This is a genomic window from Photobacterium atrarenae (assembly GCF_024380015.1).
Lineage (GTDB): Bacteria > Pseudomonadota > Gammaproteobacteria > Enterobacterales > Vibrionaceae > Photobacterium > Photobacterium atrarenae.
In genome coordinates this window covers 3048333-3065012 of sequence record NZ_CP101508.1, presented here as the reverse complement: position 1 = coordinate 3065012, position 16680 = coordinate 3048333, and the positions used below count along the sequence as shown (strand labels likewise).

The following is a 16680-nucleotide window of genomic DNA, read 5'->3' as shown; positions in this document are numbered from 1 at the left end:
GGCCATGCCGCGGCGGCTGAATCAGTTATTGAGGTAGAAAGGACGGCCATAGGCAATGGCATTGCCGCCGTCAGCGCTTGACAAGCTGGCCGGTGTTGCCCCGGCCAGTCCGATCAGGCTGAAAGAGATACTGAAGTTCTGCTCGTACTCAGCAGATTGCGTGTTGACGTTGCTGCGCGACTTCATGTACTCGTTGTAGCCCAGGCTGATCATCCAGCAGGCTGAGCGGTAGTTCAGGGTGATCTGGCCTTCCAGCATTTGGTTCTCGGTCAAATCGTGGTAGTAATCCCCGCGCAGGCTCAGGCTGCCGTAGACCGGGAATCCGGTTGAAAAGCCCAGTTGTGAGATCCCTTCTTCGGTGTAGTTATCAATCTGATCGTTATCCGGCAGGCTCTGCTGGATGTAGTCTTTCGATACATAGCGGTAGTTCACTTGGCTGAAGACATCATCCTGGCGGTATTCCACCGCGGCGTTGGCAAACTGCATGACATCTTCGCTGGCGTCATATTGCAGACTGCCGTGGAAGAACAGCCAGTCCTCATAATTGAAGTCCGACTCGAATGCCGACGCTGAATAGTTCGGCGAGGATTCACCGTCTTCGTCCAGATTCCGGCCCGAGTCGTTGAGGTAGAAAATCTGGCCGAACGACAGGTTGAAGCGCTCGATAAACTCGCTGTCAAAGAAGCGGGTGGTCGCACCGACCGTAAATTGGTTGGCAGCGGCGATCCGATCAACGCTGGAGTAGCGGCGATCGCGGAACAGGCCGTAGTAATCGGTCTGCAGCAAGGTGGTGTCATAGCCCGAGTAGATATCTTGCTGCTCGACATCTTTGACATACAGGTACTGAACCTGCGGCTCCAGGCTCTGGGTGTAGTCTTCTCCCCATAACAGGGTATCACGCTCGAAGTACAGCCCGCTGTGGATCCGGCCGCTCGGCACGGTTCGCGATGCGTTCTCTTCAAGCGAGGCCAGCTCGTCTACATTGGCATTAAATTCCTGATTGTAATAGGTATACATCAGTTTTGCCTCGGAGGTGAGCGACCACCACGGGGTTGCGTACGGTAAGGTCAGTGTCGGCTCGAGGTGAACCCGGTCGGCAGAAGGCTTATCATCGGCGTCATTTTCAAACCGGCTGATATGGCTGTGCAGTTTAAAATCAAGACCGTACGGCATATCCGGGCGGTAGTAGTTGAACGCCAGCTGCGGTAGCAGCTTGTAGTTCGATGATACCCCCGGCGTCAGCGGCTGGAAGTTCCGCACCCGAAGCGTCGAATCCCAGTAGCGGTCCCGGTAGGAGACTTCCCCGGTTTGGAGCAGGTTGTTGTCTTCCCGCTCCCCGATGTTGGAATCGATATCGGCAAAGTAGTTCACGTCACTGACCTTGCTGTAGTCGACTTCAAACAGCCAGTGTTTATCGTACATGCCGTTGTGGGACCAGTTATAGCCCCAGCGCGGATCGCCGTCGGGCGACTCCTGATCATCCCCCAGGTACTCCCCGCGCAACCGGCCGCTACCCGCTTCGGTCAGGTAGCGGAACTCGGTATTGAGCTGCAAGCCGCGGTTGCTCATGTACTTGGGGGTGATGGTCATGTCGTAGTTGGGCGCGATGTTCCAGTAAAACGGTGTTTCGAGCTCAAACCCGTCCCGGGAGCCATAGCTGACGGATGGATACAGGAAACCGGTCAGGCGTTCATCCCCGACAGGCACCCGCAGGTACGGCATGTAAAACACCGGGACATCGGCGACCTCAAAGCGGGCGTTGTAGAGATCGGCAAACGGAGAGTCGGCCTCGCGCTCAATGCTGGTCGCCGTGAACTGCCAGCTCTTGTCCCCCGGCGGACAAGTGGTATAGGTGCCGTTTTTCAGCCGGTAGTAAGAAATGCCGTTTTTGGTGACCCGCTCGGCTTCACCCCGGCCGGCTTCACAGGTCATGTTATAGACGGCGTTGTTCATCTCGGAGTCCTCGGTGTCGAGGTTGCTCTGGATGCGATCGGCATAGACTTCAATCGAGCCGTCATGGAAGTAAACGTTGCCTTCTGCGGTGACTACATTCTCCGGCTGGTGCAGGGTTGCCGAATCCGCAGCAACGGTACGGTGTCCTTGTTGCAGCACCACATCCCCGGAATAGGTGACTTTGCGGTTCGGCTGTGCTTCTGCGGTATCGGCACTGACGGTAATCGGCTCGTTATTCGGATCAGCCGGTTTATCCTGAGGCGCGACACAGGTCCCCCGGACTATCTCCAGATGATCGGTTGTGTCATTGACAGCCGCAGACTCGTCATTGACATCTTCGCTCAGGGCAGGGGTCTCGGAAGCCATGGCCGGACCATAGAGCGCAAGGCTGATCATGGTGGCCAGTAAGCTGCGGGAAGTTAATGACATCTAATTACACGTTCCTGTATTCATCTATAGCGCGTTTGAAATCGGATTGTTGGCGCTTTTTGCAAGCATTCCCGATAAATGCCAGCTATCATAATGCAAATTCAGCCCGACAGCATCTCTTGGCGTTGCGAAGGCCGGGTAAAAGTCGAAGAAATATTTCTAAATTTAGCAAATTACCAGAGAGTAGAGAATGCAGGTTTGGGGCAAGATTTTAGGCGCATTTTTTGGTTTCCTCCTTGGTGGACCGTTCGGGTTACTGTTAGGCCTCTTTCTCGGCCATAAGTTCGATAAAGCGCGGACAAATATTTATTCTGGCAGGGGTTTTGGCGGTTTCAGTGCCGGCCGCGCCAACAGCGCCGAGCGCCAGGCCGAATTTTTCTACGCCGGCTTTGCGGTGATGGGGCACCTGGCCAAATCCAAAGGGCGGGTGACTCAGGATGAGATCCGGGTCGCCAGTGCCATTATGGATCGGATGGGGCTGCACGGTGAGTCGCGTCACCAGGCGCAGAATGCGTTCCGGGAAGGGAAAGAGGAAGACTTTCCGCTGGGAGAGATCCTGACTAAGGTGCGGATGAGCTGCGCCGGCCGGGCAGATTTATTGCAGTTCTTTCTCGAGCTGCAGATCCAGGCCGCCTTTGCTGACGGTAGCCTGCATCCGCGCGAACGTGAATTGTTGCACGTGATTGCACGCGGCCTGGGCTTTTCGGCCCAGCAACTGGAGCAGCGGCTGCATATGCAGGAAGCTGCGTTTCGTTTCCAGCAGGGCGGTTTCAACCAGCAGTCCCAGCAGCAGGGCGGCTTCCGCCAAGCGCCGACCCGGGATCAGCTGGCCGATGCCTATGAACTACTGGGCGTGTCTGAGTCGGCCTCGGCCCAGGAGCTCAAGCGGGCGTATCGCAAGCAGATGAATGAGCATCACCCGGACAAGCTGGCGGCCAAGGGGCTGCCGCCGGAGATGATGGAGCTGGCGAAGCAAAAAACCCAGGAGCTGCAAGCAGCTTACGATCTGATCCGCAAAGAAAAAGGGTTCAAGTGAGTGTCCAGGGCGCTCAGGACCAAGCCTAGTTCATCGCGCGTTGGTCACAACAAACCCCAATCAAAACGGCCCTGCGGTTCACCGGCCGTTTTTTGAACGGTTTTACAGCTGATTTTGCGGCTGGCCGGCGACAAAGCCGTTGAGGTTGTCAATCAGCTGGTTTGCCAGCGTTTGGATGGCCGAGTCTGAGCCCCAGGCGACATGCGGGCTCAGGAGCAGATTGGGCAAGTGGCTGTGGAGCAGCAGCGGGTTGTCACTCGGGGCGGGCTCCTCGGTAAACACATCGACTCCGGCCCCGGCAATCGATCCCTGGGTTAAAGCGTCCACTAAAGCGCTTTCATCGACCAGACCGCCGCGGCCGGTGTTGATCAAAATCGCGCTCGATTTCATAGCCGCCAGCTCATCCGGGCCGATCAGGTTGCGGGTCTCGTCACTGAGCGGGCAGTGCAGCGTCAGCACATCGCCTCGGGTGAGCACATCCTCAAACGGTGTATAGCCGTCACGACAATCCGGCCGACCTTTGCGCTCGGCCAGCAGCACCGTCATGCCCAGCGCCCGACCCAGGTTGGCCACCGCCTGGCCCAGGCTGCCGCTGCCGATGATCCCCAGGGTCGCGCCACGAATATCACCAATCGGATGGGTGAAGAAACAAAATTGCCCTTTGTCCTGCCATACCCCCCGTTCAATATCCTGGTGATAGCCCATCAGGTTGCGGCGCAGGGCAAACATCATGGCAACGACATGCTCCGGGACCGAGTCGGTGGCATAACCGCGAATATTGCTGACCACAATCCCGTGGGCCCGGCAGTAGTCGAGATCGACGTTGTTGGTGCCGGTGGCGGCAATGGCGATCATCTTGAGCTGCGGTAATCGGCGCAGGGTATCGGCATCGAGCACCACCTTATTGGTGATTGCTATGGTGGCGTCTTGCAGGCGCGGCAGCACCTGGTCCGGCGCGGTGGCCGGGTAGGCCTGCCACTGGTGCGCGAACTGCGGCTCGGGCAGGCATATGTGGCCGGGAATGGTATCCCGGTCGAGAAAGACAATCTGTTCCATGGGCTGAGCTGACGTTGAGAAATGGTGTTGATAGTTAACACTAACTCAGGCGCTGAGCTCAAGCCCGGGTCGTGATTTATGCCCCGGAGCCGACAGGATAGGGCAAGGTACAGGTTGGGGCGTCCGGATAGAAGTCGCACGGGGCAAACTGGTGCATCGGCTGGCCGCTGATCGGATGGCGGAAAGTCAGCTCAGCGGCATGAAGTTGTAACCGCGGCGCCAGAGCCTGTGCCTGCTCATGGGCGTAAAAACCATCGCCGAGGATCGGGTGGCCGAGGGCCTGCATGTGAACCCGAAGCTGGTGCGAGCGACCGGTGACCGGGCGCAGGCGGACCAGGGTAGTGCCTTCTTCCCGGACCAGGACCTGGTAGCGGGTGACGGAGGGTTTGCCGGTTTCAAAGCAGACTTTCTGCCGCGGGCGATTGGGCCAGTCGCAGATCAGCGGCAGCTCGACGGTACCTTCATCGTGCTCGAGGGTGCCCCAGACCCGGGCATAGTAGACTTTTTCCGTTTCGCGCTCGCGGAACTGGTGATGGAGTTGGCGTTCGGCCGCTTTGGTCAGCGCCAGCAGGATCAAACCAGATGTGGCCATATCGAGCCGGTGGACCAGAAACGCCCCGGAATAGGTTGCCATCACCCGGGCATAGACACTGTCGTGATGGCGCGGATCCCGACCTGGGGTCGACAACAGGCCGGAAGGCTTGTTGAGGACAATGATGTCCTGATCTTGATAGCGCACATCGAGCCAGGGATCGGTCGGCGGGTTGTAGTCCAGTATCGGCAGTGGTTTCATCGGCGGTATCGTCGGGTTGGTGGTACATCAGGCCGGAGATGATAGCACATCAAGGTGTTTGGTCTGTATGGGCGGAGTGGGTGAAAAGAAAAACCGCCTGTCACGAGTGAGCAGGCGGTTTGGATTTTCATTGTACGGGTGATTAGCCGTGGCTGACCACAATCAGGCGCAGCGAGTCGAGCTGGATCTGGGCCTTGGCGATGTAGCCGGTCAGCGCCTCGATCTGAGTTTCGATCAATGCCAGCTCGTCATCACGGATATTCGGGTTGACCGCTTTCAACGCCTGTAGGCGGTCGAGTTCGGCGCGCAGGGTGGTTTCCATCTCGTGCTGGGCCTGGTCACGGACCGTGTCCAGCTCGGAGGCGACCGCTTTCTCGGCGTGTTCAATCAACACGTGAATGTCTTTTTGCACCGAGTTGACCAGTTTGCTGCCGAGGTGGCGGTTGACCGGGCTGAGCTGGCGGTTGAAGCCTTCGAACTCCACATTGGCCGACAGGTTGTTGCCCTTGGCATCCAGCAGGATGCGGATCGGCGTGTGCGGCAGGAAGCGAGTGATCCCCGATTGCTTCGGTGCCTGGGCATCGACCACGTAGACCAGCTCCAGCAGCAGGGTACCGACCGGTAGCGCTTTGTTCTTCAGCAGCGAGACGGCGGTGGTGCCGACGCCTTCCGCCAGCAGCAGATCGATCCCGCCCTGGATCATCGGGTGCTCCCAGCTGATGAAGTGCATGTCTTCGCGGGCCAGCGCGGTGTCGCGATCAAAGGTGATGGTACAGCCGTCATACGGCAGGCCCGGATAACTGGCCACCATCATGTGCTCCGATGGCGTGACCACAATCGCGTTCTCGCCCTTGTCGTCCTGGTTGAGGCCGATGGTATCAAACAGGCCCAGCGCAAAGGTCACCAGGTTGGTATCGCCGTCTTTGGCGGCAATCTCATCCGCCAGCGCCTGGGCTGCCACACCGCCGTTGGAGTGGATTTCCAGCAGGCGATCGCGGCCCTGCTCCAGTTTGGCTTTGAGCTCTTGGTGCATGGCGGCACTTTTCTCAATCAGGGCCTCCAGGGCTTCGCCTTCCGGCTTGTCGCTGGCCAGCAGTTCGATGAGATCATTGCTGACGGCATCATAGATGGCGCGGCCGGTCGGGCAGGTTTCCTCGAAGGCATTGAGGCCTTCGTTGTACCAGTGGGCCAGCAGGGCCTGCGAGGTGCCTTCCAGGTGCGGAACATGAATTTCGATATCGCGCTTCTGACCGATGCGGTCGAGACGGCCGATACGCTGCTCCAACAGATCCGGGTTGTCCGGCAGATCGAACATCACCAGCTGGTTGGCAAACTGGAAGTTGCGTCCTTCCGAGCCGATTTCAGAACACAGCAGCACCTGGGCGCCGTCCTCTTCCTGGCCGAAGTAGGCGGCCGCTTTGTCGCGCTCGATGATCGACATACCTTCGTGGAACACCGTGGCCCGGATCCCTTCGCGCTCACGCAGCGCCTGCTCCAGGGTCAATGCGGTCTGGGCGCGGGAGCAAATCACCAGCACCTTCTCGTTGCGGTTGGCCTTGAGCATCTCCAGCAACCAGTTGACCCGCGGATCGAAGTTCCACCAGGTTGCGGACTCGCCTTCAAACTCCTGGTAAATATCTTCCGGGTACAGCAACTTGGCCGCTTTTTGCTCCGGTGACATGCTGCCGGCCATCATCCCGGCGACGCGCATGGCGGTCTGGTACTGGGTCGGCAGCGCAAGCGGGTACAGGTTGAGGTGGCGTTGCGGGAAGCCTTTGACCGCGGCGCGGGTATTGCGGAACAGTACCCGGCCGGTGCCGTGGCGGTCCATCAGGTTATCGATCAGCTCCTGACGCACGCTGGCCTGTTGCGCCGGGTCGACGGCATCGGCTTCAATGGTCTGCAGCAGCGGCTCGATGTCCTGCTCCGGCAGCAGCTCGGTCAGGCTGCGCTTGGCCGCATCATCGAGCTTGTCGCCGGACAGCAGGCGGGACACTGCGTCGGCTACCGGGGCATACTGGCGCTCTTCCTCGACAAAGGCGTCGTAATCGTAGAAGCGGTCCGGATCGAGCAGACGCAGGCGGGCAAAGTGGCTCTGGTGGCCCAGCTGCTCCGGGGTTGCGGTCAGCAGCAGCACGCCGGGGCTTTTCTCAGCCAGGGCTTCGACCACCTGGTACTGGCGGCTCGGGTTGTCTTCGCTCCATTCCAGGTGGTGGGCTTCATCGACCACCAGTAGGTCCCAGTCCGCTTCCAGCGCCTGCTCGAAGCGGCGGCGGCTCTTGCGCAGGAAGTCGAGCGAGCACAGGACATACTGGGCGGTATCAAATGGGTTGGCGGAATCGGCAAAGGCCTCGACGCAGCGCTCTTCGTCAAAAATGGAGAAGTGCAAATTGAAGCGGCGCATCATTTCGACCAGCCACTGGTGCTGCAGGGTTTCCGGCACCAGGATCAGGATCCGCTCGGCACGGCCGGATAGTACCTGCTGGTGGATAATCATCCCGGCTTCGATGGTTTTACCCAGGCCCACTTCATCGGCCAGCAGTACCCGCGGGGCATAACGACGGCCAACTTCATGGGCGATGTGCAGCTGGTGCGGGATCAGGCCGGCACGCATCCCGCACAGGCCACGCAGCGGACTCTTGTGCTGCTGATACTGGTTTTGCAGCGCCCGGTAGCGCAGGGCAAAGCGGTCCATGCGGTCAATCTGACCGGCAAACAGCTTGTCTTGCGGTTTGTTGATGCGGATCTGATTGCAGAGGAAAATCTCGCGCAGCGGGACGTTTTCTTCACCAGTGTCGGTGCGGGTGCCGATATAGGTGAACACGCCATTGGTTTCATCCACCTGCTCAACCTGTAGCGACCAGCCGTCGTGGCTTTCGATCACATCCCCGACATTAAACATCACCCGGGTCACGGGGGCATCGTTGCGTGCATACAAGCGGTTTTCTTCAGTTGCAGAGAACATCAGGGTGACGGTGCGGGCATCCATGGCGACGACCGTTCCGAGTCCCAGATCACTTTCAGTATCGCTGATCCAACGTTGACCCAAAGCAAATGGCATAGTGGTTAAAACCTTCTAATTATTTGATATTAAGGAGATTGCTAAGCCGGTGCTCTTCGATTATTGCGCTACACTGAAATATAAGTGTAAGCCAGATTCTGCACCGGTCATGAAAGGGGAGTAATGGTACTGCATGCTGTGAGCAAGGTCACGGTGAAAGTGAACAGATTCGCTCTGTGACGTTTTCGGGTCTCTTGTCACAATTTTTTCATTAAATCCGGTCATAAATAGAAAAGAGAAACACCGCTGGCATACGCTAAAAAGAGCGGCACCAGTTGCCGTCATACTGTTACCAAGGAGGTATCTATGGACGACACTGATCGGAAAGTGTTTGTACTCGATACGAATATTCTGCTGCATGAACCCCTCGCCGTATATTCATTCCAAGAGCATGATGTGGTCATTCCCATGACCGTGCTGGAAGAGCTGGACCGAATCAAGGATACCAAGCGTGACGTTTCCCGGGATGCCCGGATTGCCATTCGGACGTTGGAAGACATCTTTCACGATGCCACCCCGGAAGAAATTTCCGCCGGGATCCCGCTGAGTAAAGATGGCGAGGGTAGCGGGACGATTGCCATTTTTGCGGACTATGAGGTGACTGAAACCGTCCACGCCTTTGCCGACAAGGCCGGGGACAACCGGATCCTCAACGGGGTACTGTTTCTCCAGGCCGACTACGCGCCGCGGCAGGTGGTGCTGATCACCAAAGATATCAACATGCGACTACGGGCTAAGGGGGCCGGGGTGTACCATGTGGATGATTATCGTTCGGATCAGCTGATCGATGATGTCCGGCTGCTGACCAAGGGATTCTATCAGTTCCCGGGCAACTTCTGGGAGCGGGTCGGAGAGTGCCAGTCCAAAGCCGAAGGTCGGTCCACCCTGCACACCCTGCCGGCGGAGCTGTTCGAAACCCCGTTTGTGAACCAGTACCTGTATGACGAGGGTACGGACTTTGCCGCCCGGGTCCAGGCGGTCGACGGCAAGGATGTGGTGGTCAAAGATATCGGCCAGGAGCGGCTGATGCACCGTCAGGCCTGGGGGATCCACCCGAAAAATATCTACCAGGGGATGGCGCTGGATGCCCTGATGGATCCGAATATCGATCTGGTGATCCTGACCGGCCCGGCGGGCTGCGGGAAAACCATTCTGGCGATGGCCGCAGCGCTGGAGCAGGTCATCGAGAAAGGGATGTACGATAAAATTATCGTGACCCGCAACACGCCGGAGATTGCCGAGTCGATTGGTTATCTGCCGGGGACTGAAGAAGAGAAAATGATGCCGTGGCTGGCGGCCGTGACCGACACCATGGAAGCCTTGCACAAAAACGACGTGTGTACTGACGGCTCAATGAAATATATCTACGACAAAGCCAACATTCAGTTTAAATCGATTAACTTCATGCGCGGACGCTCGATCCAGAATGCCTTCGTCTTGTTGGATGAGTGTCAGAACTTAACCGCCTCGCAAATCAAAACCATCATCACCCGTTGCGGGGAAGGCACCAAAATTATCTGCTCCGGGAACCTGGCGCAGATTGACTCCACCTACTTATCACCTGTGACCTCGGGCCTGACGTATATCGTCGAGCGATTTAAAAATTTCGAGGGAAGTGCCAACGTGTACCTGAACGGCGTGGTTCGCAGCCGTCTGGCCGAATTTGCCGAAGAGAACCTGTAATTCCGGCCACTGGCCGATCTTCCATTCACTGAATTGAAACTTAAAGGAGCAAGGGGAAACCCTTGCTCCTTGTGATTTTCAGGGGCTGCTTAAACTCGCCCGAGGTAGCGCTTGAGCGCATCATGCTGAGGGTTTTCCAGTACCTCGCGGGTCGGGCCGACCACCTGGATCTGGCCCTGGTTGATAAAGGCGCACTGATCGGCAATTTTCAGCGCTTCTTCCGGACTGTGGGTGATCAGCAGTACCGTGGTGTGGTGCTCCCGGGCCAGGCTTTTCACCAGTGCCAGCATTCCGTTGCGCAGCGCCGGATCCAGGGCAGAAAACGGCTCGTCGAGCAGCAGCAGCGGCCGGTTGCGCAGCAGGCAGCGCGCCAGGGCGACCCGTTGTTTCTGGCCGCCGGAGAGCTGCTCCGGCAAACGGTCGAGATAGGGCTGGATCCCGACTCGCGCTGCGGCCACTACAATTTTCTCTTTATCCTCACGGGTCAGCTTCAGGCCGGGGTGCAGCCCCAGACCGAGGTTGTCGAACACGCTTAGGTGCGGAAACAGGTTATGGTCCTGAAACAGCAATGAAAGCGGACGCTCGGACGGCAGCTGGCGCTCGATGTGCTGGCTGTTGATGATCAGCTCACCGCTGTCGGGGGCCAGGAAGCCGGCCACCATCGCCAGCAGGGTACTCTTGCCGGCACCGCTGGGCCCGAGCAGGGCGACGATTTCGCCGGCCTCGACGTTGAGATCAAAGCAAAAGCGGGTGCGCTCACGCTGGCGGCCCGGTTGGACGTAACTGTGGGTCAGTTGGTTCAGGGTTAACATCATGGATTCCGAATGAGCAATTTTTCCACCAGGGTAAACAGGCCCAGGCTCAGTAGCAGCAAGACCAAGGCGGCAACGGCAGCGGCGTCCATCTGGTAGCTGCCGAGCAGCTGATACAGATACAGCGGCAGGGTCTGGAAGCCCTGGCTGCCGAACAGGGCAATCGCGCCCAGATCGCCCAGCGACAGGACAAAGCCCATCGCCAGCGCCTGGGCGATCGGCTTGCGCAGGGCCGGCCATTCGACCAGTCGCAGCCGGGCCCCACCCCGCATGCCGAGGCTGTGACACAGCGGGTTGTACTGCTGGGCGATGTGCAGCATCGGCTGGCTCAGGGTTTTGATCACATAGGGCAAGGCCATCAGGGCATTGACGCTGACCACCACCCAGAATGCCGCGGCAAAGACGTCGGTAAACTGGCGCAGCAGGAGGAAGATCCCGGTACTCAACACCAACCCCGGCGTCACCAGAATCATGGTGCCGATGAGCTCGATGCCGTCGGCCGACAGGCCATGGTGGCGCAACCGCCACTGACGGCTGGCCAGCAGAATCGTCACGCCGCCCAGCAGTGCCAGCAGGCAGGCCAGCGAGGCGATTTTCAGCGAGGTCCCGACCGCCTGCCACAGCGCAGGATCGCTCAGCAGCGCCGGCAGTTGCGGGTTCAGCCCGGCACCGACCACCGCCAGCAGCGGCGGCAGCACGAGTAGCAAAGTGAAGGCAATCCACACACCGTCCCAGACTTTGCCCTGCCAGCTGTCGTGTTGTGGCGGCAGCGGACGGGCAGTCGCGCCGCTCAGGGTGGCGAGTGGTTTGGCAAAGCGTTGGCTGAATAACACCAGGCTGCAGCAGATCAGCATTTGCCACAGGGCCAGCATGGCCCCGCCGGCCAAGTCAAAGTCGTAGCGCAGCGCCTGATAGATCGCCAGCTCTATGGTGGTCGCTTTGGGCCCGCCGCCGAGCGACATCACCACGGCAAAACTGGTAAAGCAGAGCATGAACACCAGGCCGATGACCTGCGGCAGTTGCTGGCGCAACCGCGGCCAGGCGATTAAGCGAAACTTGCTCCAGCCGCGCATCCCCAAATGGGCGGCCAGCTGATGCTGTTCGTAGGGAATACTGTCCAGGCTCTGGTGCAGCAGCCGGGTGGCCAGCGGGAAATTGAGAAACACATGGGCCAGCAAAATGCCGTGAAGTCCATAGACGGAGAATGGCATCGATCCGCCCCTGTGCTCCAGCCACTGGGCCAGCAGCCCACTTTTGCCGTATATCGCCAGCAGGCCGAATACCGCGACCAGTACCGGCAGCACCAGGGTCATGGCGAACAGGCGCAGCAGCAGGCTGCGGCCGGGGAAACGGCGGCGGGAAAAGGCATAGGCGACCGGGATCGCCGGGACAATGCTGAGCAATGTCGACAGGAATGCCTGGTAGAAACTAAAGCCGGTGACATGGCGCAGGTAGGGATCCTGCCAGATCAGCCACGGGCTCAGGGAATGGGCCTGGCCAATCAGGGCGCTCAGGGCACTGACCACCAGGGCTACAATCAACCCGGCCGAGATCAGGCCGGGCAATACTTGGGTTACGCGGGTATTCAACAGCGTCTCGCTTTTAACGGGTCAGTGCATGTTGCCATTCACGGATCCATCCACGTCGGTTCGCCGCAACATCCTCTGCGGTAAATTCCAGCGATTTGGCCGGCAGGGTCAGTTGCTCAAACCCTTGCGGCAGCTCCTGCTTGACCACCGGATACATCCAGTTGCCGGTCGGGATCTCCCCCTGGAACTGTGGCGTCAGGATAAAGGCCATGAACTGATCGGCCAGTTTCTGGTTATTGCTGCCCTTCAGCTTGGCGGCCACTTCCACCTGCATATAGTGGCCTTCGCTGAAATTCGCCGCTTTATACTTGCCTTCGTTCTCGGCAATCAGGTGATACGCCGGAGAGGTGGTGTAGGAGAGCACCAGATCGGATTCGCCTTTAAGGAACATGCTGTAGGCTTCCGACCAGCCTTTGGTGACGGTCACGGTCTTCTTCGCCAGCTGCTGCCAGGCGTCGCTGGCTTGGTCGCCGTAGACGGATTTCATCCACAGCATCAGGCCCTGGCCCGGGGTCGAGGTGCGCGGATCCTGGTAGATGATGCTCAGATCATCGCGCTGAACCAGCTCATCCAGGCTTTTCGGCGGGTTGCTCAGCTTGCTGCTGTCGTAGATAAAGGCAAAGTAGCCGTAATCAAACGGGACAAACGTGGTGTCCTGCCAGCCGTTCGGCACATCCAGCTTGCTGGTATCGAGCTGGTGCTCGGCCAGCAGGCCGGTATTTTTTGCTTCGCTGATCAGGTTGTTGTCCAGCCCCAGCACGACATCGGCCTGGGTGGTTTTGCCCTCCAGGCGCAGGCGGTTGAGGATGGAAACGCCATCGTCAAGGGCGACAAATTCCAGGTTACAGTCACATTGGGCTTCAAAGGCTTTTTCAATCGCCGGGCCCGGTCCCCAGTCTGAGGCAAATGAGCTGTAGGTGTAGACAGTCAGAGTCTCGTCGGCGGCCCAGGCAGAGCCGGCGGCCATCGCCAGGGTCAAAATAGACAGATGTTTTTTCACGGTGCGCTCCTGATACGCTTGCATCCTGCAAGAGAAGAAAATCGTTTGAGCGGCTTAGGGTTGAGAAGGGCTCGCGGCATCGTGCTGCGACTTGGAAAAGCAAAGGCACTTCAAATCATCTCAATTCCTACGCCAGCATGATCTGGTTCAGGTTCAATGGGTTCTGCGTAGGCAGTCTCAGTCTGAGCCGGGCTCAGACACCCCATGAGAACAGCCGGTATTGTAATCTGCCCGGCGGTGGGTTGCCAGCTTCTCGCAATCGTCCGGCCTACAAGCACGTTAGCGGGCTTCGTTCAGGGCCCAGTTATAGTCGTAACTGACACTGTTGAGCGTCACCGGTTTCCCATCCCGGTAGCGGTTGAGGTGGCGTTGCAGTTGGGCACGGGTGCCGAAATCGCTGCCGTACCAGTCATAGATCGATGACAGACGTACCCGGTTGCCGCGCACCGCCACGCCTTTGTCACTGTTGATAAAGCGTTTGGCGCTTTGCTCGAGCAGGGCTTCGGCATTGGCGGCAGTAAAGGCCTGCGGCTGGAGATCCGGGCAGCCGAGGCTGGCGCAGTTCACCACGTAGTGGATGCGCGGGTCCTGCCAGATCGGGCGCAGGATCCGGTGCTCAATGTCATTGAGGGTCAGGGCTTTGCCGTTGATGGTAATAACCTCTTCATCCCAGGGACCGAAGCTGAACAGGCCGCCGAGCTTAGTGATCGAGCTCACGGGGTAGTTGTCGAGGATCAGTTTGACGGTGAGGGCATTGTAGAGGTTGACCCAGTAGGCAAACTGCTCGCGGCGGTTGAGCTGACGTGGATCGCTTTGGCTCAGATCGCGCACATAGCGACCCAGCTCGTAGCGATCGCTGTCGCTGACCTGACGGTAGCGAAACAGGGTCTGGGTTGGTTGGGTGACAAGATATTTATCCAGCAGCTGTTGCCAGCGGCTGTGGTCAACCTGCACCGTGCTAGCGGCGTTATGCGGCTGCCAGTCCGGCCAGAGGTCGGCTTTGGGCGCGGCGAAAATAGCGGGTGATAAGCAGAGCAGGATCAGAGCAAACAGGGAGCGCATGGGGTGTCCTTCAGATTCTAAGCGGTTCAAAGGAAAAGACCTGCGGGCCGCTGTTTTCTTTCAGTTTTTTGGGACAGATGTTGCCAGCATTGAAAAAGCCCCGGCACGGTGGCCGGGGCGGATGATATCCGCAATCAGGCCAGAAATGCCGGAATATTGCGTTCATACTCGGCGATTTTGTCCTCATGCTGCAGGGTCAGGCCGATGTTATCCAGCCCGTTCAGCAGGCAGTGGCGGCGGAACTCATCGATTTCAAAGTGGTACTGCTTACCGTTGGCTGAAACCGTCATGGCTTCCAGATCCACGGTGATTTCAGCCCCTTCGTTGGCGGTGACGAATGTGAACAGCTCATCGACTTCGGCGTCGCTCAGGCGCACCGGTACCATCTGGTTGTTGATTGAGTTGCCGTAGAAAATGTCGGCAAAACTCGGCGCGATCATCACCTGAATACCGTAATCGGCCAGTGCCCACGGGGCGTGCTCGCGGGATGAGCCGCACCCGAAGTTCTCCCGCGCCAGCAGGATACTGGCACCCTGGTAGCGTGGCGCGTTCATCACGAAATCCGGGTTCGGCTGCTTGCCGGCATCATCTAAAAAGCGCCAGTCGTGAAACAGGTGCTTGCCAAAGCCGGTGCGGGTGACTTTCTGCAAAAACTGTTTCGGGATAATGGCATCGGTATCCACGTTGGCAGCATCCAAAGGAACTACCAGGCCGGTGTGTTGTTTAAATCCTGTCATTGTTTCGTTCCTTCTGAATTATGCGGTCGCGGCTTCTGGTTCCAGCGCGCGGATATCGACAAAGTGGCCGGCACATGCAGCAGCCGCGGCCATCGCCGGGCTGACCAGGTGGGTGCGGCCGTCGCGGCCCTGGCGGCCTTCGAAATTACGGTTACTGGTCGAGGCGCAGCGTTCGCCCGGGCCCAGGCGGTCGTTGTTCATTGCCAGACACATGGAGCAGCCCGGCAGGCGCCATTCAAATCCGGCATCAATGAAGATCTTGTCCAGTCCTTCTTGTTCGGCTTGTGCTTTGACCTGCTCAGAGCCTGGCACTACCAGTGCTTGCACATTCGGCGCGACCTTGCGGCCTTTGGCCACGGCTGCAGCGGCGCGCATGTCTTCGATGCGCGAGTTGGTGCATGAGCCGATAAAGACTTTGTCGATGGCAAAATCAGATAGCTTTTTGCCCGCTTCCAGACCCATATAGGCCAGGGCTTTGGCCGCAGAGGCCTGCTCGACCGGATCGCTGAAATCACTCGGGGCCGGGATCGGCTCATCGACAGCAATGACCTGGCCTGGATTCGTGCCCCAGGTCACCTGCGGCTTGATGTCTTTGGCATCCAGAGTCACCACGGCATCGTATTCGGCCCCTGCGTCTGTTTTCAGGGTTTGCCAGTAGGCCACGGCAGCATCCCAGTCGGCCCCGGTCGGGGCAAACTTGCGGCCCTGGACATAATCAAAGGTGGTTTGGTCCGGGGCGATCAGCCCGGCCTTGGCGCCCAGCTCGATGGCCATGTTACAGACCGTCATCCTGCCTTCCATTGACAGGTCAGTAATGGCCTCGCCGCAGAACTCAACCACATAGCCGGTGCCGCCGGCGGCAGTGGTTTTGCCGATGATTGCCAGCACGATATCTTTGGCGGTGATGCCCGGTGCGACCTTGCCTTTGACCTCGATCTTCATCGTCTTGGCGCGGGCTTGCTTCAGGGTCTGGGTTGCCAGCACGTGCTCAACTTCGGAGGTGCCGATACCAAATGCCAGCGAGCCGAACGCGCCGTGGGTGGCGGTGTGGGAGTCGCCGCAGACAATGGTCATCCCCGGCAGGGTGATGCCCAGCTCAGGGCCCATGACGTGGACGATGCCCTGGTACTTGTGGTTCAAGTCGTACAGGGTGACGCCGAATTCTTCACAGTTCTTGGCTAGGGTTTCCATCTGGATCCGGGCCATCTCGCCCGAGGCTTTAATATCTTTGGTCTGGGTCGAAACGTTGTGATCCATGGTGGCAAAAGTTTTGCCGACCTGGCGCACCTTGCGGCCTTTCTCCCGCAGGCCGTCAAAGGCCTGCGGCGAAGTCACTTCATGGACCAGGTGACGGTCGATGTACAGGATCGGGGTTTCGCCTTCCGCCGCGACGGCAACGTGGGCATCGTAGACTTTTTCGTAAAGCGTTTTCGGCGCTTTTGCTTCTGTGTTTGACATTGCTCGGGTGC

12 protein-coding genes and 1 riboswitch are annotated in these 16680 nt (G+C 58.7%); of the genes, 2 read left to right on the top strand and 10 right to left on the bottom strand.

Annotated elements, in window-relative coordinates:
* Positions 1-21: 21 nt before the first annotated feature.
* Positions 22-2382, bottom strand: coding sequence for an LPS assembly protein LptD (gene lptD / locus NNL38_RS14155; RefSeq protein ID WP_255388655.1), 2361 nt, complete (start codon positions 2380-2382; stop codon positions 22-24).
* 190 nt (positions 2383-2572) lie between these two features.
* Between lptD and djlA the strand changes: the two genes are divergently transcribed.
* Positions 2573-3418, top strand: a complete 846-nt coding sequence (gene djlA / locus NNL38_RS14150) for a co-chaperone DjlA (RefSeq protein WP_255388654.1) — start codon at positions 2573-2575, stop codon at positions 3416-3418.
* Positions 3419-3520: 102 nt separating this feature from the next.
* Here the strand turns inward: djlA and NNL38_RS14145 are convergent, their stop codons facing one another.
* From NNL38_RS14145 to rapA, 3 genes are all read right to left on the bottom strand, one after another.
* Positions 3521-4474: a D-2-hydroxyacid dehydrogenase gene (locus NNL38_RS14145; protein WP_255388653.1), complete on the bottom strand. Its 954-nt coding sequence runs from the start codon at positions 4472-4474 to the stop codon at positions 3521-3523.
* A 76-nt stretch (positions 4475-4550) separates the two neighbouring features.
* On the bottom strand, positions 4551-5267 hold the full coding sequence (rluA, locus tag NNL38_RS14140; RefSeq protein ID WP_255388652.1) for a bifunctional tRNA pseudouridine(32) synthase/23S rRNA pseudouridine(746) synthase RluA: 717 nt from the start codon (positions 5265-5267) through the stop codon (positions 4551-4553).
* 142 nt (positions 5268-5409) lie between these two features.
* Positions 5410-8328, bottom strand: a complete 2919-nt coding sequence (gene rapA, locus NNL38_RS14135) for an RNA polymerase-associated protein RapA (protein WP_255388651.1) — start codon at positions 8326-8328, stop codon at positions 5410-5412.
* Between the two features lie 306 nt (positions 8329-8634).
* Here rapA and NNL38_RS14130 point away from each other — a divergent pair, with 306 nt between their 5' ends.
* On the top strand, positions 8635-10011 hold the full coding sequence (locus NNL38_RS14130; RefSeq protein ID WP_255388650.1) for a PhoH family protein: 1377 nt from the start codon (positions 8635-8637) through the stop codon (positions 10009-10011).
* 89 nt (positions 10012-10100) lie between these two features.
* On the opposite strand, the gene thiQ is transcribed toward NNL38_RS14130, so the two are convergent.
* The 6 genes from thiQ to leuC all read right to left on the bottom strand — a co-directional run bounded on the left by thiQ (position 10101) and on the right by leuC (position 16669).
* Entirely contained in the window at positions 10101-10823 is a 723-nt protein-coding gene (thiQ, locus tag NNL38_RS14125) for a thiamine ABC transporter ATP-binding protein (RefSeq protein ID WP_255390659.1), read from the bottom strand.
* Positions 10823-12412: a thiamine/thiamine pyrophosphate ABC transporter permease ThiP gene (gene thiP / locus NNL38_RS14120; protein WP_255388649.1), complete on the bottom strand. Its 1590-nt coding sequence runs from the start codon at positions 12410-12412 to the stop codon at positions 10823-10825. Before thiP ends, thiQ begins: the two co-directional genes overlap by 1 nt.
* A gap of 13 nt (positions 12413-12425) precedes the next feature.
* Positions 12426-13379 carry a thiamine ABC transporter substrate binding subunit gene (thiB, locus tag NNL38_RS14115; protein WP_255390658.1) on the bottom strand — a complete coding sequence of 318 codons (954 nt, stop codon included), beginning with the start codon at positions 13377-13379 and terminating at the stop codon, positions 12426-12428.
* A gap of 139 nt (positions 13380-13518) precedes the next feature.
* Positions 13519-13627: riboswitch (TPP riboswitch) on the bottom strand.
* 64 nt (positions 13628-13691) lie between these two features.
* The gene (locus tag NNL38_RS14110; RefSeq protein ID WP_255388648.1) at positions 13692-14474 is read right to left on the bottom strand and encodes a DUF547 domain-containing protein; all 783 of its coding nucleotides are present in this window, start codon (positions 14472-14474) and stop codon (positions 13692-13694) included.
* 134 nt (positions 14475-14608) lie between these two features.
* Positions 14609-15211 carry a 3-isopropylmalate dehydratase small subunit gene (gene leuD, locus NNL38_RS14105; protein WP_255388647.1) on the bottom strand — a complete coding sequence of 201 codons (603 nt, stop codon included), beginning with the start codon at positions 15209-15211 and terminating at the stop codon, positions 14609-14611.
* 18 nt (positions 15212-15229) lie between these two features.
* Entirely contained in the window at positions 15230-16669 is a 1440-nt protein-coding gene (gene leuC / locus NNL38_RS14100; RefSeq protein ID WP_255388646.1) for a 3-isopropylmalate dehydratase large subunit, read from the bottom strand.
* Positions 16670-16680 lie beyond the last annotated feature (11 nt).

Bases quoted from the DNA above. Each gene is read 5' to 3' on its own strand.
- lptD (WP_255388655.1), bottom strand. From the start codon at position 2,382: ATGTCATTAACTTCCCGCAGCTTACTGGCCACCATGATCAGCCTTGCG.
- djlA (WP_255388654.1), top strand. From the start codon at position 2,573: ATGCAGGTTTGGGGCAAGATTTTAGGCGCATTTTTTGGTTTCCTCCTT.
- NNL38_RS14145 (WP_255388653.1), bottom strand. From the start codon at position 4,474: ATGGAACAGATTGTCTTTCTCGACCGGGATACCATTCCCGGCCACATA.
- rluA (WP_255388652.1), bottom strand. From the start codon at position 5,267: ATGAAACCACTGCCGATACTGGACTACAACCCGCCGACCGATCCCTGG.
- rapA (WP_255388651.1), bottom strand. From the start codon at position 8,328: ATGCCATTTGCTTTGGGTCAACGTTGGATCAGCGATACTGAAAGTGAT.
- NNL38_RS14130 (WP_255388650.1), top strand. From the start codon at position 8,635: ATGGACGACACTGATCGGAAAGTGTTTGTACTCGATACGAATATTCTG.
- thiQ (WP_255390659.1), bottom strand. From the start codon at position 10,823: ATGTTAACCCTGAACCAACTGACCCACAGTTACGTCCAACCGGGCCGC.
- thiB (WP_255390658.1), bottom strand. From the start codon at position 13,379: ATGGCCGCCGGCTCTGCCTGGGCCGCCGACGAGACTCTGACTGTCTAC.
- NNL38_RS14110 (WP_255388648.1), bottom strand. From the start codon at position 14,474: ATGCGCTCCCTGTTTGCTCTGATCCTGCTCTGCTTATCACCCGCTATT.
- leuD (WP_255388647.1), bottom strand. From the start codon at position 15,211: ATGACAGGATTTAAACAACACACCGGCCTGGTAGTTCCTTTGGATGCT.
- leuC (WP_255388646.1), bottom strand. From the start codon at position 16,669: ATGTCAAACACAGAAGCAAAAGCGCCGAAAACGCTTTACGAAAAAGTC.